The organism is Thauera butanivorans NBRC 103042 (assembly GCF_001591165.1).
Taxonomy (GTDB): Bacteria; Pseudomonadota; Gammaproteobacteria; order Burkholderiales; family Rhodocyclaceae; genus Thauera; species Thauera butanivorans.
Genome location: NZ_BCUG01000042.1, coordinates 1 through 20,430, shown reverse-complemented (window position 1 = coordinate 20,430; position 20,430 = coordinate 1). Strand labels below are relative to the sequence as shown.

General features: G+C 61.4%; 20 protein-coding genes. 12 read left to right on the top strand and 8 right to left on the bottom strand.

Annotated elements, in window-relative coordinates; translation table 11 throughout:
• Positions 1–36: 36 nt before the first annotated feature.
• A complete protein-coding gene (locus tag TBU01S_RS16225) occupies positions 37–1,071 on the bottom strand; it encodes an ankyrin repeat domain-containing protein (protein ID WP_245650946.1) in 1,035 nt (344 codons plus the stop codon).
• A 212-nt stretch (positions 1,072–1,283) separates the two neighbouring features.
• On the opposite strand from TBU01S_RS16225, the gene TBU01S_RS16220 reads away from it, so the two are divergent.
• A complete protein-coding gene (locus tag TBU01S_RS16220; protein ID WP_217999646.1) occupies positions 1,284–1,676 on the top strand; it encodes a hypothetical protein in 393 nt (130 codons plus the stop codon).
• Between the two features lies 1 nt (position 1,677).
• Here TBU01S_RS16220 and TBU01S_RS16215 read toward each other — a convergent pair whose 3' ends face one another.
• The gene (locus TBU01S_RS16215) at positions 1,678–3,363 is read right to left on the bottom strand and encodes a 2-isopropylmalate synthase (protein ID WP_068638014.1); all 1,686 of its coding nucleotides are present in this window, start codon (positions 3,361–3,363) and stop codon (positions 1,678–1,680) included.
• Positions 3,364–3,648: 285 nt separating this feature from the next.
• Here TBU01S_RS16215 and TBU01S_RS16210 point away from each other — a divergent pair, with 285 nt between their 5' ends.
• On the top strand, positions 3,649–4,458 hold the full coding sequence (locus TBU01S_RS16210) for an AraC family transcriptional regulator (protein WP_068638012.1): 810 nt from the start codon (positions 3,649–3,651) through the stop codon (positions 4,456–4,458).
• A 188-nt stretch (positions 4,459–4,646) separates the two neighbouring features.
• Positions 4,647–5,273, top strand: coding sequence for a hypothetical protein (locus TBU01S_RS16205; RefSeq protein WP_068638007.1), 627 nt, complete (start codon positions 4,647–4,649; stop codon positions 5,271–5,273).
• 55 nt (positions 5,274–5,328) lie between these two features.
• Here the strand turns inward: TBU01S_RS16205 and TBU01S_RS16200 are convergent, their stop codons facing one another.
• A complete protein-coding gene (locus tag TBU01S_RS16200; protein ID WP_068637999.1) occupies positions 5,329–7,350 on the bottom strand; it encodes a sigma-54-dependent Fis family transcriptional regulator in 2,022 nt (673 codons plus the stop codon).
• An 84-nt stretch (positions 7,351–7,434) separates the two neighbouring features.
• Positions 7,435–8,208, bottom strand: coding sequence for an acetoin reductase (locus TBU01S_RS16195; protein WP_068637998.1), 774 nt, complete (start codon positions 8,206–8,208; stop codon positions 7,435–7,437).
• 452 nt (positions 8,209–8,660) lie between these two features.
• On the opposite strand from TBU01S_RS16195, the gene TBU01S_RS16190 reads away from it, so the two are divergent.
• The 6 genes from TBU01S_RS16190 (at position 8,661) to TBU01S_RS16165 (ending at position 14,845) form a co-directional block, all read left to right on the top strand.
• Entirely contained in the window at positions 8,661–10,460 is a 1,800-nt protein-coding gene (locus TBU01S_RS16190) for an NAD(P)/FAD-dependent oxidoreductase (protein WP_068637996.1), read from the top strand.
• A gap of 86 nt (positions 10,461–10,546) precedes the next feature.
• Positions 10,547–11,614, top strand: coding sequence for a 2,3-butanediol dehydrogenase (locus TBU01S_RS16185; protein ID WP_068637987.1), 1,068 nt, complete (start codon positions 10,547–10,549; stop codon positions 11,612–11,614).
• Positions 11,615–11,792: 178 nt separating this feature from the next.
• Entirely contained in the window at positions 11,793–13,418 is a 1,626-nt protein-coding gene (locus TBU01S_RS16180) for an ABC-F family ATPase (protein WP_068637986.1), read from the top strand.
• A 263-nt stretch (positions 13,419–13,681) separates the two neighbouring features.
• Positions 13,682–14,044: a BON domain-containing protein gene (locus TBU01S_RS16175; RefSeq protein ID WP_068637985.1), complete on the top strand. Its 363-nt coding sequence runs from the start codon at positions 13,682–13,684 to the stop codon at positions 14,042–14,044.
• A 167-nt stretch (positions 14,045–14,211) separates the two neighbouring features.
• Complete coding sequence (gene vapB / locus TBU01S_RS16170; RefSeq protein WP_068637984.1) at positions 14,212–14,445, top strand: type II toxin-antitoxin system VapB family antitoxin; 234 nt, start codon at positions 14,212–14,214, stop codon at positions 14,443–14,445.
• Entirely contained in the window at positions 14,381–14,845 is a 465-nt protein-coding gene (locus tag TBU01S_RS16165) for a type II toxin-antitoxin system VapC family toxin (RefSeq protein ID WP_439654558.1), read from the top strand. Before vapB ends, TBU01S_RS16165 begins: the two co-directional genes overlap by 65 nt.
• 31 nt (positions 14,846–14,876) lie before the next feature.
• On the opposite strand, the gene TBU01S_RS16160 is transcribed toward TBU01S_RS16165, so the two are convergent.
• The gene (locus TBU01S_RS16160; protein WP_068637983.1) at positions 14,877–15,209 is read right to left on the bottom strand and encodes a helix-turn-helix domain-containing protein; all 333 of its coding nucleotides are present in this window, start codon (positions 15,207–15,209) and stop codon (positions 14,877–14,879) included.
• 271 nt (positions 15,210–15,480) lie between these two features.
• Between TBU01S_RS16160 and TBU01S_RS16155 the strand changes: the two genes are divergently transcribed.
• From TBU01S_RS16155 to TBU01S_RS23980, 3 genes are all read left to right on the top strand, one after another.
• The gene (locus TBU01S_RS16155) at positions 15,481–15,957 is read left to right on the top strand and encodes a glycine-rich domain-containing protein (protein WP_068637982.1); all 477 of its coding nucleotides are present in this window, start codon (positions 15,481–15,483) and stop codon (positions 15,955–15,957) included.
• A 188-nt stretch (positions 15,958–16,145) separates the two neighbouring features.
• Entirely contained in the window at positions 16,146–16,445 is a 300-nt protein-coding gene (locus tag TBU01S_RS23985) for a hypothetical protein (protein WP_157659173.1), read from the top strand.
• Positions 16,446–16,668: 223 nt separating this feature from the next.
• Positions 16,669–17,106, top strand: a complete 438-nt coding sequence (locus TBU01S_RS23980; protein WP_157659172.1) for a hypothetical protein — start codon at positions 16,669–16,671, stop codon at positions 17,104–17,106.
• 330 nt (positions 17,107–17,436) lie between these two features.
• Here the strand turns inward: TBU01S_RS23980 and TBU01S_RS16150 are convergent, their stop codons facing one another.
• The 3 genes from TBU01S_RS16150 to TBU01S_RS16140 all read right to left on the bottom strand — a co-directional run.
• Positions 17,437–18,405 (bottom strand): hypothetical protein, encoded by a 969-nt coding sequence (locus TBU01S_RS16150; protein ID WP_157659171.1) that lies wholly within the window; start codon positions 18,403–18,405, stop codon positions 17,437–17,439.
• Between the two features lie 20 nt (positions 18,406–18,425).
• Positions 18,426–19,316: a hypothetical protein gene (locus TBU01S_RS16145; RefSeq protein WP_157659170.1), complete on the bottom strand. Its 891-nt coding sequence runs from the start codon at positions 19,314–19,316 to the stop codon at positions 18,426–18,428.
• A gap of 527 nt (positions 19,317–19,843) precedes the next feature.
• On the bottom strand, positions 19,844–20,430 hold a 587-nt coding region (locus TBU01S_RS16140), incomplete at its 5' end, for a 3'-5' exonuclease (RefSeq protein ID WP_068637976.1).

The following is a 20,430-nucleotide window of genomic DNA, read 5'->3' as shown; positions in this document are numbered from 1 at the left end:
CCCATCATGGCGTTGTTTATGGTACGTGCGCCGGCATCAGCGCAATGCGCGTGCAATCACTGCCTGGATCGCAGCGTCTTCCGGGGGCTCAAAGAAAATGCCATCCAAGTCGTCCTGCGTCACATGCGCGCCAGCGCGTACCAGCAGGTCGGCGGTTTGCGCTTGCCCGGCCATCAGCGCCGCCAGCAACGCAGAAAACCCCTGTTGGTTGCGATGGTCGGCCACCGCACCCAGCTCAATCAGCCGCGCAATCACTTCGGACGAGCACTGGTGCCTGACCGCGTACAACAGTGGCGCGCTGCCGCCGCCGTCGAGGACATTGATGTCCGCGCCCGCCTGCAGCAAGGCCTGCAACACGCCGGTCAGCCGCGGCAGCGGTACGCGCTCGATACAGCCGGACGTCACTGCGGAGGTCAGAATGCTGATGCTCGCCACGCCCTGCGCATTGGGATCGACGCCGGCATCCAGCAGCGCCTGCACGACCTCCACATCGCCCCGGTCGGCATGAGTGCCCAGTGCGCTGATCGTGACCGACACCTTGTGCGCTTTCAGGAATGAGCGCGCCTGCGATTCTTTTTGCGGATCGACGGCACGTGCGGCCCCGGCTGCGCGCAAGGATCCATTGCGCCGACGCTGAAAATCCTTGAGGCGCTCGTCGGCCCCGGAAAACACCTGCGGCTCGGCTTGGGCCAGATCAATCGCTTTGTCCAGCACATGGTCGCGCGCATCCACACGTATCAAGCCCAACAACGCCGCCTGACGCACCGGCCCACTCTCCTGCCGGTTCTCAGCCAGCTGCATCAGCACGCGCTGGCCCAGTACCGCAAGGTGGATGCGCGCCACTTCGGCCTCCCGGTACGGCAAGTCACCCACGCGACCCAGCCCTTCGATGATTTGCAGTTTCTCCTGTGCATCGCGCGTCTGCGCCAGCCGATCGGTCGCCTTGGCGATGACCGCTCGCACCGCCGGATCTTGCGCCACCGCCGCCTCATAGGCAGCGTCTACCAGCGCCTGGCCAGTTTGGGCCTGGGCCTGCGCCACCCCGAGGCAAACCACGCACACCAGCGACACCAAGCTGCCAAGCCAATGCGCGCATCTGCCCATGCCACTGTGGCGCCTGGTCAAAAACGCTCGCTTTTCTCTGTGCATACACCCTTCCCCATTTTTTGTGAACATCGACGTTCATTCGTCCGCGAGCGGTGCGAGCGGCAGTATACCTACAGATAATGCGCACACTTGAAAAAACAGATGCCGCCTCCATACCCAGAAAGCATGAAAAAGAGTTGAACGTCAACGAAGAACTGGCGTCCTTCGCCGTTGAGGACATCGGGGAACATGCCGGCCGCGTCTATGGCTACCACCGCGAACACCCCGAACTGAGCCAGCTCATGCGCTGGGAAGGTCTGACCTTCGACGGCGAGGTGCCGGATGAGGAACAGCGGCGCGAATGCTATGGCTACAAGGTTCAGGCCGTGGCCGAGGGCCAGCGACAAGGGACCGTCACCGACGCCCTGGAGGCCGACCATCTGGCTTTTTTGGTGCTCTCGCTGGCCGGCTGGTGGTCGGCCGTGCCCCAGGTCGCACGCATGTTCACGGGGCAGGACGGGCCGCAGGAGCAGGCCAGGCGGCGGGCCTCGGTGGTCGAGGCGGCGCGCAGCCTGGCGCGCGCGCCGTGAGTCAGACGCTGGCGGCGAGCGGTCTCGCCTCCTGCGGGAAACGGGCGACGGCGCTCAGCACCGCCAGCACCGCCGCCGTCACGATATGGGCGTGCACCCCGACGCCAAAGCGTGCGCCGGGTACGCCGGGCCACGCGGCCTCGACGATCGCCATGGCCGATGCGTCGGCGCCATGGCCCAGGCTGCGCTCCTCGTAGCTGTCGATGCGCAGCGGCAGGCCCAGGGCGGCCACGGTGGCCGCGACGGGGCCGTTGCCGGTGCCTCGGCAGACCTTGACCGAGCCATCCTCCGCCAGCAGTTCCAGCTCGATGCCCTGGCCTTCGGGCGCATCGAACAGCCGGTGCGCATGGTAGGCGAGGCCCGATGCCGGTGCCGCCGGGACAAGATAGGCCTGCTCGAACAACTGCCAGACCTGCTCGCTGCCCAACTCGGTTTCGCTGGCATCCGCCATGGCCTGCACGATGGCGCTGAACTCGATCTGCATGCGGCGCGGCATGGCGACGCCATGGTCGCGTTGCAGCAGGAACGCGATGCCACCCTTGCCGGACTGGCTGTTGACGCGCACGATGCTGTCGTAGGTGCGGCCCAGGTCGTGGGGGTCGATCGGCAGGTAGGGCACGCGCCAGACATCCCCCGGCCGCTGGGCGGCGAAGCCTTTGGCGATGGCGTCCTGGTGCGAGCCGGAAAACGCGGTGAACACCAGATCGCCGGCATACGGGTGGCGCGGATGGAGGGGCAGCGCGGTGCATTCCTCGGCCACCCGGGCGACTGCGGCGATGTCGGAGAAGTCCAGCCCCGGCGCGATGCCCAGCGTGTAGAGGTTGAGCGCCAGCGTCACCACGTCGAGGTTGCCGCTGCGCTCGCCGTTGCCGAACAGGCAGCCCTCCACGCGCTGCGCGCCGGCCAGCAGGGCCTGCTCGGCGCAGGCCACGCCGGTGCCGCGATCGTTGTGCGGGTGGACCGACAGCACGATGTGCTCGCGGCGCTCCAGACGGCGGTCCATCCACTCGATCTGGTCGGCGAAGACGTTGGGCGTGGAGACTTCCACCGTGGTCGGCAGGTTGACGATCATGGACCGTTGCGGCCCCGCGTCCCAGGCCCGGATGGCGGCGTTGCAGACCGCCAGCGAGACCTCCAGCTCAGCCATGCAGAAAGTCTCGGGCGAGTATTGCAGCACCCACTGCGTCTGCGGATGGGCCGCCGCCAGCCGTTTGAACAGCGCGATATGGTGCTCGACCATCTCGATGATTTGCGGCACGCCCATGCCGAACACGATCTCGCGCCAAACCGGCGCGATGGCGTTGTAGAAATGCACGATCACGCGGCGCGCGCCCGCCACACTGCGCACCGTCTCCGCGATCAGGTCTTCACGCAGCTGCGTGATGACCATGGGCGTCACGTCGTCGGGTATCAGATCAGCGTCGATCAGGTGGCGCACGATCTCGAAGTCGGTCCGCGAGGCCGAGGGGAACCCGACCTCGATTTCCTTGAAGCCGATGCGCACCAGTTCATGGAACAGGCACAGCTTGCGCGCGCGGTTCATCGGCTCGAACAGCGCCTGGTTGCCGTCGCGCAGATCGGTGGAAAGCCAGATGGGCGCCTGCGTCAACGCGCGCGACGGCCATTGGCGGTCCGGCAGGTCGACGTGCGCAATGGCGCGGTATTTGGAGGAGGGATTGGCCAGCATGAGAACCTCGTGACAGAGCAATGGGGAATCGGTGAAACCTGATTCCCCTGCCTCAAGGAGGCTGGCCATGGTCGGGGTCAGGGGGAATCAGGATGGGTCATGGCGCAGACGGCTGCGCGCCGACCCCGACCAGGGGGCAGCAGAGGTAGCAGTCGAACGAGGGAGAGGATGTACATGGCGAATGGTTGCTGTGTGGCATGGCGACTATAGGATTGATCCCACTGTCCATCTACATAAGAATGGACGTTATCTTCATCAAAATGGACACGAGCGATTGGGTGCCACATGGGTTTTGCATCATCGTCCGAGGGCGGCCACGCGCTCGATCTGACCGAGGCGGAAACCTCCGCGCTGCCCGTGACGGGCGTCTGCGCGCGTTATCCGGCGGGGCACACCGTGCCCGAACACCGGCATGCCCGGGGGCACCTGCTCTATGCCGACCAGGGCGTCATATTGGTGGAAGCGGCCACCGGGCGCTGGCTGGTTCCGCCCACCGCGGCGGTATGGCTGCGCCCGGGCGTGCCGCATCGCCTGGTCATCCCGCTACCCTTGCTGGCACACGGCATCTTCATCCGCCAGGACGTGTGCGCGGAACTTCCCCAGGTCGATTGCGTGCTGCACATTGGCACGTTGCCGAGGGCCCTGATCGGCGCGCTCTCGCAGCACGATCCCGGCGCACCGCCCACCCGGCGGGCGACTCTGATGGGCGAGCTGCTGGTCGAGGAACTGCGCATGCAACCGGCCTTGCCATTCCACCTGCCATGGCCTGCCGATGCGCGGATGCAGCAGGTCTGCCATGCCCTGCTGCACGATCCAGGCCAGGCCGCCACCGCCAACGACTGGGCGGCCCGGCTGGGCATGAGCACCAAGACATTCCATCGCCGTTTCCAGAAAACCACCGGAATGGCGTTCGGCCGATGGCGCCAGCAAGGGCGGCTGATGGCTTCGCTGCCGAGGCTGCTGGAAGGCACGCCGATCACCACCGTGGCACTGGGCAGCGGATACGAAAGCCACAGCGCATACGCCGTCGCGTTCAAAAAGCATTTCGGCCAGTCGCCGTCCGCATTCGTTGCCGGCGCACGCCATTCGGGCTGACCTGGAAGCCGGCGTGGCGCTTTCCCGCGGAACTGCTACGGCTCGAACCATCGCGCAAAGCCCGTCTTGCCGGACGGCGTGAACCGCACGATGACTTGTGCCCGGCAAGTCATCCGATCCTGGCAGAGTGAACTCAACCTTGCAGAAATGAGCACCACTCACCGGAAACTTCCTGTTTGGGAAAACACATGAAGAAATGGATCTTGGCAGCATGGCTACTCACGACCGTTTATACCTCACCATGCATCGCAGACGCAGGCGCCATGATCGAACCTCTGCCGTGGCCGGAGGCAGCAGCATGCACCAACTGCCTGAGCATCCAGATTGATGAACTGAGCATTCGTTTTCCGGCAGATCGGATCGCACGCATGAATACGTTTGCTTCGCCGCCGGGAATCCATCTATCCCTCAAGGCCACACAGGACGGACCCGAGCATCTGATCTCAATGTCGGCGTCAACGTCCGCTCAGGCACTTGAACAAGCTCAACGCGCCGGCTTTCCCCGAGCCCAGGATACGCAGGATTTTGATTCGCTACTCGTCAAAATCGGGGACTTGGATCCTGACTCCGCTGAATCGCGTCGACTGAGAAAGCTGTTCGGGCTCGATCAGTCAGCGAAGATCACTCGCTCGGAACGAAACGACATTGTCGCGTACGGTTTCTGGCGCAACCCGACCGAACTTGAAAAGATCGCCGTCATCCTGAAGGGATGCGACTCGGTCGGCTGCGACAACATTTATGAGCTTTATGGGCCTATCCCGACAGCCATGTTCATGGACATTCTTCGCCAGATGGACCGTACGCCTCCCCCCTGACGAACAGATCATTGGTGGCATCTTCCCGCAGCACTGAACTCGAACAGCGCGGCGGTCAGGACGGTCTCTTGCTCCAGCGGGCGCAGCGCACGCCCAGCTGCAGGCGCTGGATGCGCCGGTGTACCGTGGAACGGCTCACGCCCAGCTGCCGCGCCACTTCCGAGACGTTGCCGTGGCACTGCGCCAGCAACTGTTCCAGCTCCACGGCGCCGCCGGGCTGGAAACGCCCGCCAGCGCCGCCCGCCTCGTCCAGCGCTGCGGCGCTGCCCATCTGCAGCACGGATGGCCCGGCATCCAGCACATCGACCGCCTGAAGGCTGTCGGGCAGATGGACCGGCTCGATAACGCACTCCCAAGCCTCCGCGCCGGCCTGCGGCCCGTCGCCGCACAGCGCGACGGCATAGCGCAGCACGTTGTTCAACTCGCGCAGGTTGCCGGGCCATGGGTGGGCGAGCAGCATCGCACGCGCCGCCTCGCCGAGGCTGTACTGGCTGCCCAGGTCGGCGAGCATCCGGTCCATCATGCCGCCGAGATCGCGGCGCTGGCGCAGCGGCGGCAGCTGCAGTTCCGCGGCGTTGAGGCGGTAGAGCAGATCCTGGCGGAACTGGCCGGACTGCACCAGTTCGGCCAGTGGCCGGTGCGAAGCCGACACCACGCGGATATCGACCGTGCGCGGTTCGCGCGCGCCCAGCGGCAGGACCTGCGACTCCGACAGCACGCGCAGCAGCTTGGCCTGCAGCGCCAGCGGCATGTCGCCGATCTCGTCGAGGAACAGGGTGCCGCGATGGGCCGCCTCGACCAGCCCCTGGCGACCCTTGCTGGCGCCGCCCGTCCACGCGCCGGGCAGGTAGCCGAACAGCTCGCTCTCCAGCAGCGACTCGGGAATGGCGGCGCAGTTGATGGCGACGAACGCGCCGCCGCGGCCGCTGGCGCCGTGGATGGCGCGTGCCAGGAACTCCTTGCCGGCGCCGGTTTCGCCCTGCACCAGGATCGGCAGGTTCCGCAGCGCCAGCCTTGCGGCCTTGTGCAGCAGCGCGTCCATTACCGGGTCGCCGGCACTGAGCGCCTGCAAGGCGGCAGGCAGCGGCGCGGGCGTCAGCGGGCGCGAGGCCGGGTTCCGCACACGCATCGGCTCGATCGCATGGGCGAACAGGATCCTGCCGTCGCAGGCGCGGACGATGCGTTGCTGCGCCGGACGGTCGGCGCGCAGATTGGGCAGGTGGCGCGCGTCGAACTGGAAGAAGCGCTCCAGCGGCTGGCCGATCAGCGCATGGCGCCGCCGCCAGTCCAGCCGCGCCGCCGCGGCCAGCAGGCGCGCACCCGCGTGGGTCATGGCGTTGATGCGGCCATGCGCATCGACGGCGATGGCGGCGTCCGGGTCCACGTCGAGGAAATCCGGCGACTGGGAAAAGCGCAGCACCCAGTCCCTGCGCGACTGTGCCATCAGGTTCGCCAGTTCCACGCGCCGCGCCGCCGCGACCACCAGGTTCAGCGCCAGACCCTGGCTGGCCCGCTCCTCGGGCGACCTGAGCTGGGAAAGATCGAGCACCGCCGCCAGTTCGCCGCGCAGGTCGTAGATCGGCGCCGCAGTGCAGGACAGCCGCGTATGGGTGAAGTCGAAATGGTCGCTCTGATGCACGATCAGGGCGTCGCCGGTGGCCAGGCAGGCGCCCACGGCAGAAGTGCCGGCACGGTCCTCGCGCCATTCGGCGCCCAGGTACAGGCCGGCGCGGCGCAGGTCGCCAGTGTCGGCCTCCCGGCCGAGAAAATCCACCGCCACGCCATGGCGATCGGCCAGCAGCAGCACGTAGTCCAGGCCCTTCAACTGCTGGTAGAGCCGCTCCAGCCCGCTGCGGGCGATGCGGATCAGCGACTCGGATTCTTCCTGATGCTGGCGCAACTGCCCTTCGGGAACGATGACGGCTTCGCAGGTCCGGGCCGGATCGAGCCGGTGATGGTCCAGGCAGCGGCGCCAGCTGCCGAGCACGGCCTCGTCCCTGCTGCCCCCATGCATGGGCTGCCCCAGCCCGAAGGCTTCGATCTCCTTGATGTGCGAGACGTAGGACTGGGGCGGCATCGCAGACCCTGGCGTTGAGTGTTTGCATGTGGGCGATGGGCCTGCAAGCAGGCCCATCGCCCATCCGCTGCAGTTTAGCGGCAGTCAGCGCAGCACGATACCGCCATCGATCATGATGGATTGCCCGGTCATGTAGTCCGAATCGGGCGAGGCCAGGTAATGAACGAAATCGGCGACGTCCTTGGCCGTCTGCGGGCGGCCCAGCAGGATGCCCGACGAAAACCGCTCGAAGGCTTCGCCCGGTTTCGTGCCGAGGTATTTGCCCATTTCCTCGTCGATGCGGTCCCACATCTTCGTGGCGGCGACGCCGGGGCAATAGGCATTGACGGTGATCTTGTGCCGCGCCAATTCCTTGGCAGCGCTTTGCGTCAGCGAACGCACTGCATGCTTGCTTGCGCAATACACGCCCAGGAATTCGTAGGATTCATGTCCGGCAATGCTGCAGGCATTGATGATCTTGCCGCCCGTGCCCTGCTTCTTCATCTGTTCGGCCGCGGCCTGCGTGCCATAGACCACGCTGTAGACGTTCACCGAAAAGACTTTTTCCAGATCCGGCTCGCGCACGGTATCCAGCGGCATCACGTCCTCGATGCCCGCATTGTTGATGAAGACGTCGACCTGGCCGAAAACGGCCACGGCATGAGCCACCAGCGCGAACTGGTCGTCGCGCCTGGCGACGTTGCCGACGAAGGAGCTCACCTCGTGGCCATTGCGCTTGAATTCCTGCTCGGTCACGGCGAGCTGCCCGGCATCGATGTCCGACAGCACGATACGAAAACCATCTGCCGCCAGGCGCTCGGCAATTCCCTTGCCCAGGCCATCGGCGGAACCGGTGATGACTGCGACTTTCTTGCTCATGATGTCTCCTGACGATTGAACGATCGATAAACCAATGACGCCGAAATCGGAAAAACCAGCCGGCCGGCACGGCAGCTCATTCAGGCACGCCTGCCGTTGATTGGCTTGCAATGGAACATGTGCACGCCCGAATCCCGAATTGCCCGGATGGCATGGCGCATTGCGCGGTGGAAAGTGCCGGGGATTCTGGAATCAAAGCACCCGCAGGTGAATGAAGGTTTACCCAGAAATGATATTGCACCGCAGCATGGCCAATGCGACACCTGTCGCAGCCATTGCAACACCTGAAGCGGCGAAATGAGCCAGCGCGACGCAGATGTTCAAGCCGTCGTTCGGCAAACCATTGATTTCACGATGCCCGAGTGGTCCGGACAGGCATGGCACGACGTTTGCGATACCTCCTCCGCCCGCACACCGGGCAGGCATACACCAACAACGATTCTGGAGACATCATGACTTCAACCCCCGCCGCCCACGCCCAGGCAATGCTGGACCAGCTCAACGCCGCACTGGCCAGGCGCGACACCCAGGCCGCAGCCGAGCTGTTCGCCGACGAATGCTACTGGCGCGACCTGGTGCTGCTGACCTGGAACCTCAAGACCCTGGAAGGCCGGGCCGCCATCCGGCAGATGCTGGACGCGCAGTTGGACGCCGCCTCGCCGGTCGTCTTCAGCCTCAGCCCCGGCGAAACGGTGGATGAAGCCGATGGCGTGGTTTCCGCATGGATCGACATCGACACCCGACTCATCGCCGGCCATGGCCACATCCGCATTCAGGACGGCCGCATCTGGACGCTACTGACCACCGCCCAGGAGCTCAAGGGCCACGAGGAGCCGCTGAACACGCGCCGGCCGATGGGCGCCGAGCACGGCATCCAGCGCGGGCGCAAGACCTGGCTGGAGCGCCGCGAGGAAGAAGCGGCCGAACTGGGCCGCAGCCAGCAGCCCTTCGTGCTGGTGATCGGCGGCGGCCAGGGCGGCATCGCGCTGGGTGCGCGGCTGCGGCAACTGGGCGTGTCGCACATCGTCATCGACCGCTACCCCCGCCCCGGCGACCAGTGGCGCAGCCGCTACAAGTCGCTGTGCCTGCACGACCCGGTGTGGTACGACCACCTGCCCTACCTGCCCTTCCCGCCGAACTGGCCGGTGTTCGCGCCCAAGGACAAGATCGGCGACTGGCTGGAGATGTACACCAAGGTCATGGAAGTCAATTACTGGTCTTCCACCAATTGCCTGAACGCCCGCTACGACGAGACCCGCAAGGAATGGGAAGTGACGGTGGAGCGCGACGGCGAGACGCTGGTCATCCGGCCGAAACACCTGGTGTTCGCCACCGGCATGTCCGGCAAGGCCAACGTGCCGAAGATCGAGGGCCAGGACGTCTTCAAGGGCGAGCAGCAGCATTCGTCGCAGCACCCGGGGCCGGACGCCTACAGCGGCAAGAAGGTGGTGGTGATCGGCGCCAACAACTCCGCGCACGACATCTGCGCCGCGCTGTGGGAACACGGCGCCGACGTGACCATGGTGCAGCGGTCCTCCACGCACATCGTGCGCTCGGATTCGCTGATGGACATCGGCCTGGGCGACCTGTACTCCGAGCGCGCCGTCGCCAACGGCGTGACGACGAAGAAGGCCGACCTGATCTTCGCCTCGCTGCCCTACCGCATCATGGCGGACTTCCAGGTCCCGCTGTACGACCGCATCCGCGAGCGCGACGCCGAGTTCTACCGCAAGCTCGAGGAAGCCGGCTTCATGCTCGACTTCGGCGATGACGGCTCGGGCCTGTTCATGAAGTATCTGCGCCGCGCCTCGGGCTACTACATCGACGTCGGCGCCTGCGACCTGGTCATCGACGGCAGCATCAAGCTGCAATCGGGCAAGGGCATCAGCCACCTGAGCGAGAACGCCGTGGTGCTGGACGACGGCACCGAGCTGCCCGCCGACCTCATCGTCTATGCCACCGGCTACGGTTCGATGAACGGCTGGGTGGCAGACCTCGTCAGCCAGGAAGTGGCCGACAAGGTCGGCAAGGTCTGGGGCCTGGGTTCGGACACGACCAAGGACCCCGGCCCCTGGGAAGGCGAGCAGCGCAACATGTGGAAGCCCACGCAGCAGGAGAACATGTGGTTCCACGGCGGCAACCTGCACCAGTCGCGCCACTACTCGCTGTACCTGGCGCTGCAGCTGAAGGCGCGCCAGGAAGATCTGCCGGTGCAGGTCTATGGCCTGCAGGAAGTGCATCACCTGCGCTGAGCGAGAGGTTTCCGGAGCGCCTCCCCAGCGAGGGGCGAGGCGCTCCGGCGACGACCACAGGAATTCACGAGCACGGAGTTTGACCCATGAAAGCAGCACGTTTTTACGACCGCGGCGACATCCGCATCGAAGACATCCCCGAACCCGTCGTGGCGCCGGGCACCGTCGGCATCGAAGTGGCCTGGTGCGGCATCTGCGGCACCGACCTGCACGAGTTCATGGAAGGGCCGATCTTCATTCCGCCCTGCGGCCATCCGCACCCGATTTCCGGCGAATCCGCCCCCGTCACCATGGGCCATGAGTTTTCCGGCGTGGTGTATGCCGTCGGCGAAGGCGTGGACGACATCCAGGTCGGCCAGCACGTGGTGGTCGAACCCTACATCGTGGCCGACGACGTGCCCACGGGGCCGGGCGAGAATTACCACTTGTCGAAGAACATGAACTTCATCGGCCTGGGCGGCCGCGGCGGCGGCCTGTCCGAAAAGATCGCCGTCAAGCGCCGCTGGGTGCACCCGATCTCCGACAGGATTCCGCTGGACCAGGCCGCCCTGATCGAACCCTTGTCGGTAGGCCACCACGCCTGGAGCCGCAGCGGCGCCAAGGCCGGCGACGTGGCCCTGGTCGGCGGCGCCGGCCCGATCGGCCTGCTGCTGTCGGCGATCCTGAAAGCCAAGGGCCTGACCGTCATCATCACCGAGCTGAGCGCCAAGCGGAAAGAGAAGGCCCGCGAATCCGGCGTCGCCGACCACATCCTGGACCCGTCCGAAGTGGATGTGGTGGCGGAAACGATGAAGCTCACCGGCGACAAGGGCGTGGACGTGGCCTTCGAATGCACCAGCGTGAACAAGGTGCTGGACGCCCTGGTGGCCGCGACCAAGCCCAGCGGCGTGGTGGTGATCGTGTCGATCTGGAGCCATCCGGCCACCATCAACGTACACAGCGTGGTGATGAAGGAGCTGGACGTGCGCGGCACGATCGCCTACTGCAACGACCATCAGGAAACCATCAAGCTGGTCGAGCAGGGCAAGATCGACCTGGAGCCTTTCATCACCCAGCGCATCCAGCTCGACGACCTGGTTTCGCAAGGCTTCGAGACCCTGATCCACAACAACGAATCGGCGGTGAAGATCATCGTGCAGCCGAGATTGAAGTAAGCAGTCCTCGATCCTGTCCTCCCTTCACCCCTCCCGCGCCCCGATCCGGTGGCGCCGGAGGGTTTTTCTTTGTCGGGGCGGCCGTGGCATCCCTGTGCGTCACTGTCCTGCAACACTCACGACCAACAGCCTGCGCTATAATGCAAGGCTTTGTTTTATCTGACAAACAGGATTTTCCGTGCTCGTCGCAGCCAACATCACCATGCAGTTCGGGGCCAAGCCCCTGTTCGAGAACGTTTCCGTCAAGTTCGGCGACGGCAACCGCTACGGCCTGATCGGCGCCAACGGCGCGGGCAAGTCGACCTTCATGAAGATCCTGTGCGGGATTCTCGAACCCTCCGCCGGCAACGTCTCCAAGGACGTGCATGAGCGCATGGCCTACCTGCGCCAGGACCAGTTCGCCTACGAGAACATGCGCGTGCTCGACGTGGTGATGATGGGCCACGAGGAACTGTGGGCCGCGATCCAGGAGCGCGACGCGATCTACGCCAATCCGGACGCCACCGAAGACGACTACATGCACGCCGCCGAGCTGGAAGGCAAGGTCGGCGAATACGACGGCTACACCGCCGAGGCGCGTGCCGGCGAACTGCTGCTCGGCGTGGGCATCGACTCCGCGCTGCACAACGGCCCGATGAGCGAAGTCGCCCCCGGCTGGAAGCTGCGCGTGCTGCTGTGCCAGGCACTGTTCGCCAACCCCGAGATCCTGCTGCTGGACGAGCCGACCAACAACCTCGACATCAACACCATCCGCTGGCTGGAAGACGTGCTGAACAACCGCGACTGCACGATGGTCATCATCTCGCACGACCGCCACTTCCTGAACCAGGTCTGCACCCACATGGCCGACCTGGACTACGGCACCATCACCATCTACCCGGGCAACTACGACGACTACATGGAAGCGTCGACGATGGCGCGCGAGCGCCAGTCCGCCGCCAACGCCCGCGCCAAGGACAAGATCCAGGAACTGCAGGCCTTCGTGCGCCGCTTCTCGGCCAACAAGTCCAAGGCCAAGCAGGCCACCAGCCGCCTGAAGCTGATCGACAAGCTCAAGCCCGAGGACGTCAAGCCGTCCAGCCGCCAGTACCCGTGGATCCGCTTCGACTACGACGAAAAGGACAAGCTGCACCGCCTGGCCTGCGAAGTCGACGGCATCAGCTTCGGCTACGAAGGCATGGAAAAGCCGCTGATCAACAAGTTCTCGATCGCCATCGAGGCCGGCGAGAAAGTCGCCATCATCGGCGAGAACGGCGTCGGCAAGACCACGCTGCTGAAGCTGCTGGTAGGCGAACTGAAGCCGCAGAAGGGCCAGGTCAAATGGGCCGAGAAGGCCAAGCCCGGCTACTACGCCCAGGACCACTCGGCCGACTTCGCCGAGGACGTCAGCCTGACCGACTGGATCGCGCCCTACTCCCGCATCACCGCGGCCGCCACCGGCGAGGACAACGAAACCCTGCTGCGCGGCACGCTGGGCCGCCTGCTGTTCTCGGGGGACGAGGTCAAGAAGTCGGTGAAGGTCATCTCCGGCGGCGAGCAGGGCCGCATGCTGTTCGGCAAGCTGATGCTGTCGCGGCCCAACGTGCTGCTGATGGACGAACCGACCAACCACCTCGACATGGAATCGATCGAGTCGCTGAACGGCGGCCTCGACAAATTCAACGGCACGCTGATCTTCGTCTCGCACGACCGCGAGTTCGTGTCCTCGCTGGCCACCCGCATCATCGAGATCAAGCTCGACGGCCAGATCATCGACTACCGCGGCACCTACGAGGAATACCTCTCCAGCCAGGGCCTGGAATAAGCAGTCCCGCGCGCGCCCTGCCGCCCCAACAAGCCCCGAAGGCCCGCAAATCTGCGGGCCTTCGGCGTTTTCGGGGGTTTTGCGGCCGCAGCCCCGGTGTAGGCCGAGGCCTACGCCGTGTCGGCGACATCCGACACACGCAAGCGGCATGCGCCTATGCACGCGGCGGCCTCCGCTGCCTATCGTATGAGCCACAGGGACGACGGACGCGGCAACGCCCGTGCGTTGCGCGAACCGGCCCGATCCAGAAAGGAGATTCGACCATGAACAAGATTCTTGCCACCACCCTCGCCGCCACCGTCATCGGTCTTGCCGCGCCGGCCGCCTTTGCAGCCTCCGACATGGCCCCGGCCGAAACACGGCCTGCGGAAAGCGACAGCATGGAGAAGGAGCCCGGATCGGTCGGGCAGTTCATCGACGACGCCACCGTCACCGCCCGGGTCAAGACCGCACTTGCCAGGGACGAACTGACCAAGGCGCGCAACATCGAGGTCGAGACCGTCAGGAACGTGGTGACGCTGACGGGCGAAGTCGACTCCCGCGCCGAAATCGAGCGCGCCTCGGTGATCACCACCGGCATCGAAGGCGTGGCCTCGGTCAACAACATGCTGACGATCAAGCCCTGAACGCCGCTTGCCCCAGGCGGCACATCACCTCCACGAAAAGCACCCTGCCATCGAGCATGGGTGCCTTTGCGTGTCGCTCCGGCTTACCGTCGCAACGCTCTCGCCCCACCTTGACAGCGCCAGCGCAGTATATACATTGCACATATACATCGAATACAGAGCGCACCATGATTCACACCAACCTGTTCCTGAACAACAAGAGCCAGGCCGTCCGCTTTCACAAATCAGTGGCGTTCCCGCCCGAAGTGCATGAAGTCACCATCATGGCCGTGGGCAACACCCGCATCATTGCCCCGGCAGGCAACACTTGGGACGCATGGTTTGCACAGCCAACGGATGATGACGCCCTGCTGCCCGAGCGCGACCAGCCCGCCATGCAGGAGCGGGAGACGCTGGCGTGACCCGCTACATGCTCGACACCAACTCTGCATCCAGGTCATCAACCGGCGCCCTGCACATGTGCTGTCCATCTTCAACGCACATCACCAGCAGATGTGCATCTCCGAGGTCACGCGCTTCGAGCTTTTGAGCGGTGCCTACAAATCCATGGCACCGCACAAGGCGCTGTACAACATCAGCACTTTTTGCGCCATGCTCGACGTACTGCCGCTCGATGCCGCTGCCTGCGACCATGCGGCGCAGATTCGCGCCATGCTGGAGAAAAAGGGCCAAAAAATCGGCCCTTTCGGTACGCTCATCGCAGGCCACGCACTCAGCATCGCAGCCATCCTCGTCACCAACAACGTGCGTAAATTCGAGCGTGTCGGCAGCCTGATGATCGAGGACTGGGCGCAGGGCTGACGCCGCCCTGCCCTCGACGGCCCCGTCCAGCTCAGCCGTCCTCTCCACGGACTGCCCGCTCCACAAAAACCTCGATGCTCCGCCGCTGGGCTGCCGATGCCCGCCCCCAGGCTTCGATGACGCCTGCCAGATCGTCATCCTCGCAATAGAAGTACGCGACCGGCACCCGCAATATGCGCGCCAGCTTGTTGGCCACGTCATAGGGCGGCGCATGGGCGCCGGTCTCGTAGCGGCTGATCCGCGCACTCGCCGTCCCCTCATCCAGCCCGATCGCCACCCCCAGCTTGTCCTGCGGAATGCCCGCCAGCAGGCGGGCTTCCCGCATGCGACGACCAAAACAGGAGGAAGGAGGCTTGAGACGCATCCTACGATATTCGTAGGATTTCCTTGCCACTTCTCTACGAAATACGTAGGATGCGCGTGATGTTTAATGCCGCCCGGCCGAGAGCAGTTCAATGAACATAACAGCATGATCGGGAGCTTTCTATCCGGCGGGAACGGTGAGAGGACGGACACTCGGACAAGCATCTTCGACACTTGTCCAAAACATCAGACAGGGGAATGGTTTTTTCTTCAAAGATGCCGCGGAAAAGGGATTTCTGCGCGAACACTGGCAGTGCAGCAAGGAGATTAAAATGATGCCATACGTCATACGGGATCTTGATCTTGAACCGATCATGGTAAAGATCATGGATGAGGAAGAAGGTCTTGGATGGTCGCTCGACCTCACAAAACGAGTCGCCGAGGAGTACAAAAAGTACCTACTCCTTTGCTTGATGTATCCAAACGAGGCTCTGATTCCATCCAGCCATGTAGATGACTTCTGGCATTTCCACATCCTTGACACACTGAAGTATCAAGAGGATTGCAAGATGATATTCGGTTATTTTTTGCATCACTTTCCCTACTTTGGTATGCGCGGAAAACAAGATGAAGATAACCTCAAGAAAGCGTGGGAAAACAGTTGCACCATTTACGTCGAGAACTTCGGCCCGATGGACAGCGAAATTTGGCAATCGAGCAAGCGATGCCCTAATTGCGGAAGAAGGTGCAAAGACGCCACGAATTATTTCATGGATGAACGCCCGAGACTGAGTACGGCATTCGCATAGCCAGACAACTGATCCGACTCAAGATGAGGCATGGTTCCTGGCTTGTTGACGCAGAAGCGCCGCATGCTGCATCAACCAAGATGTTTCAGACTGATCATCACACCAGCACCATCTATTACTCATCAAGTAAGGCACAAACTCCATATTACGCGGCTACTGCCATACCACTGGATTTTGGCTAGCAACAGATGTTGATTCAACCAAAGGTTTTTATGCCAATCGTTAAACTCGGGCTCTTAGCGCTTCTGACGCTCTCAACAGTAGGATGCAAAAAGCAAGAGATTTTATTTGAGGCACAGTCCATCAGCTACAAGCAAAAAGACAGTTATGCAGTAATGCAAATGGAGAAAGAATGTAGCGATCTCAGCAAGGAACTCAAGAGCTATCTTGATAACGGATGGAGAGTGATTGCATCTTCGCCGAAGGAGAAATTGGTTGGGGGCAATAGAGGGACTTGTGTAGGAACAGAATACATTCTGGAAAAATAATGCCGTCACTCTTAAATGATCTGCGCAGGCAACACTTCTTCAGCCTGCCAGACAGCAATTTTTATTACCAAGTTATTTCTCTCTTTTTTAGCCCTCGCCTGACGGTCGAGCGCGATATGATAAAGCGCCAACAACTTCACCAACTGCAAACTTGCCTCCCGATGGCAGGATGTGTTTTTGGGGGAGCCTAAGATTACTTCTCTCACAGCCAAAAAGGGACAAGATGAGCCGCATCAGAAGCCTTGCTATTGCAACAGCCACCGCTACAGCACTTGCCAGTTGCGGAACCATGCCATCGATTTACAGCATAGATAACTCACGCACTTACAACCAAAGCTACGATGAGGTTTGGGAGAAACTAGTTCAATTCTTCGCGTCCAGGAATATACCGATCAAAAATATTGCAAAGGACAGTGGCGTAATTTACGCAGAATCAATGTTGTTCAATGACGATGCTGCAGATTGCGGCACTGGAGGTCTGTGGACTCCATTCGGACGCAAGGCTTCGTTCAATGTCTTCGTCACACGCTCCACGGATCGTCCGAGTGTAAGTGTCAATACAGAATTTCAAGAGATGCGGCGGTTTGACAGAAGAACAGAAACCGTCACTTGCAACTCTAAGGGAGTAATTGAGAACGCCGTTCTCGACGCTCTTAATTAGAAACGGCTAACAACTCCCCAAGGAGTGCGATTTATGCGAATGACTTTAGAAAAACTGGTGAAGCGATTTTCACGCGTGAAGCACAACGTCAAGTTCGATCTGGAAAACCCCCTATGGCTGGAGAGGCCGCCTTTCCAAGGCGATTGGCCGCTCTCCCGAAAGCTGGCCTGAATGCTCAAGCTTGCCGCCTGCCCGTAAAATCAGCCGATGGCGGTGGGAAATTGATCTGAGGTAGCGCCCGACTAGGCGTGGTCAGCGAGAAGAGAAGATGGGCGCATGATCTGTACACATGATCAGTAGTGCGGTCTGCAGAAAGAAGTTGAGGACGAATCAGGCCGCCATATTGATCATTAGCAGCGGCTCTTTCTTCTCCGCATCCAATCTGGCCAGATACTCGGAACCGTCCACCTTGCGGAAGGCAAGATTTTGCAGCAGCAAGGCTTGACCTTCTGCAGCGTTCATTTGCTGACGAACATTCGAAATCAATGCCATGGTTTTCCTGGTTATATCCAGGTGCAGACTTCTGGATTGATTGATCCCACTTTTTCTCAATTGAAAATTTATCAATGATGATGGATCGATCTTATCAAAGAATGCACGGTGTTCCGTATTGATGACTTTGGCACGCTGCAGTGCGGCAGACACTTCGTTTGCTTTCATTAAACAATGAATAGCAGCACTTCGGCACAGCAATTGCATAAGAACTATTTTCTCGAAGAGATCAATATGAAAACTGTCTTCCTGTATCTGGCGTTGCGTAACGATTTGTGCTTGGTTCGTCACTTCACCAAGCTCTTTAGCAAGATCAATCCACTGCGCAGGGCTACTGTTTTTTTGTAGGGCAAGGACGTCACCATGCTCTAGTGCATTTTTAGCTGATGCGAACATGCGGTCATATTCACGCCACTCCAAGTCCACAAACTTCTGGGCAAGCTTTATCTCTAGCGAAGACACTTGGCTCTTGACCGCCTCCAACCGCTTAAGCGTCATGGCTGTACCGGCAACACTTATCCCCACTCCCACCAGCCCAACGCCAAGCCCGGCGATGCTCAAATTAGTCAGCGTCTGAGTCATACTCATCAGCCTCTTAATTTGCTGGGTATTGTAAGTGTCCATACCCAACTGAGCCATACCCAAAGGGCTGAAAGAGCCTATGTTCACATTGGAAAGCATGTTTTGAAGCAAGCCCGTTTCTTGCACATGCGCCAGAATACGGCCCGATGTAGTCTCTTTGATCAGTGCGCCGGTCAATGTCGCTGCGCCGCTATCAAGCATGTGGTGAAATTGCGTAGGGGCCATGTAAATTGATGCGTGCGGCATTATTTGGCCCTTTGCAAATCAGTAGCGACCGGCAGCTCGTTGAGCATGGATTGAGAAACGAAAAAAATCTGCCTTTGCATCTGCTGGGCCATAGCGCTTTCTTCTTGATTATAAATAAGAAGCTCAAACAAAAAGTTTTTTACACCATCAGCAAATGCTTTTTTTGATGACGAAAACAGCTTCCCTGTTCTGATCAGTCCTGTGGCGCCTAAGACGGCGGCAACAACAGCCCCTCCCGCAACGACAGGCCAAGCGATGGTGGTAGTTGCAAAGAGACCAAATATCCCTGCGCTAGTCGTGATACTAGCGTTCACAGCCAGCGGGACTGCAGCAGCGCCTGCAATTATGGGCACTGCTGCAGTCCCCGCCCCTATGACACCGATCCCCTCGTATTGAGGGGTGTCGTCAGTGCCTTTGTAACCTTGGGTTGACACATTGGTCCCAAGCTCTAGTCGATTCAAATCAAGCTGAATGTCATCAGAAATTCTCTTCTTGGCTTTGCCGACATATTCATCAATCAGCGGACGCAGTTTTCCCTTGAAAAATGCCTCTTTGCGAATTTGTTCGAGAGGCCCCATTTTTTCGATCGCCTCACTAATTTTCTCGTCTAGCTGCCGTTCTACATCGAACCAAAGCTGAGGCAATTCGGCTATCCAACGATCTTGCCACTGCAAAAGCTTTTGACGCTTGGATAGTGCCTCGTCCTCAAAAAAACTGGGCATAGCGGCCAATGCATCATGTTCAGCGAGTGCGGTCTCTGATGGCTGAATTTTTTCCGTAGCAGAATTTTCGCCATCAAACCAATCCGCCAAAGTCTTTCGCAAACTCCGCATAAGATTTTCCTTCCACAAAAGCCCAAATTCCGTACTCAAATTCAAACGAGAAACCATCAAATTATGAAACTGTCTCCGGAGACGAATATCTGAACCACGATCTCAAGACGGCGATACGTTCCGAACCGATTGTCAGCACTGTCAATGCGTTTCTTGAGAAGACACGCATCTGTATGGAGCGCATTGCTACGATTACCGATTGAGTGCGGCCGTATTTCAATCATGGCGGTTCAGTGCGCTCAATAGGCTAGATATTTGCAGTTTAATAACCAAACAATACATTCCACCTCACGCAGTTGCCACCAATACAACATGATCTGCGTGACCTGCGTCATGCAGGCATGCCGATACCGGCAATCTGAACCCCTGTGCCGAACGGGAGGAGCAGGGGTTCAGATTGCCGCACCACTACCGTTTCCTACGCGGCCTGATGTCGATTTTGGTCTTGCCTGATTACCAGTTTCCAGTGCAACTGCACTCAGTTTCCGGAAGATTTTGAGAGCCCGTTCCCAATGACCACTCCGGACTTTTTCCGCGCCCGGCTGGACGCGATGATTGAGCAGAGTTGAAGCACCGCCCAGCCCTCACCCCCACACCTCGGCAAGCGCCGTCTCCACCGAAAACCGATACGCCACCTGCGCCTGCAGCAGTTCCGCCGTGGCGAGTGCGTCGGTCAGCGCGTGATGTGCCCGGTAGCGTGGCAGCTTGTAGCGGCTGCGGCTGTCGGCCAGGCGGATCGACTCCGTGCGCATCCGCCGGCCCAGCAGCCAGGCGAAGAAGCCGGGCGGACGGCGGTACAGGCGTGCTTCGAGCTCCATGGTGTCGATGACCGGGAATTCGATGCCTTCGCCGATGCGCATCCGCAGCGCGGCATCCAGGAAGCCACGCTCGATGCTGCGGCAATGGACGACGACGATGCGGCCGGCCAGCGCCTCCAGTACCTCGCCGAGAATCGCATCCAGATCGGGGGCCGCTTCGATCTGCGCATGGGTGATGGCGTGGATCGCCACCGATTCCGGCTTCAGCTCCCCGTCCGGGCGCACCACCCAGTAGCGCGAGGCGCTGGCCTGGATGTGGGTCACCGTCATCGGCACCACGCCGATGCTGACGATCTCGTCGCGTGCCGGGTCCAGCCCGGTGGTTTCGATGTCGAGCGCGGCCATCGGCACGT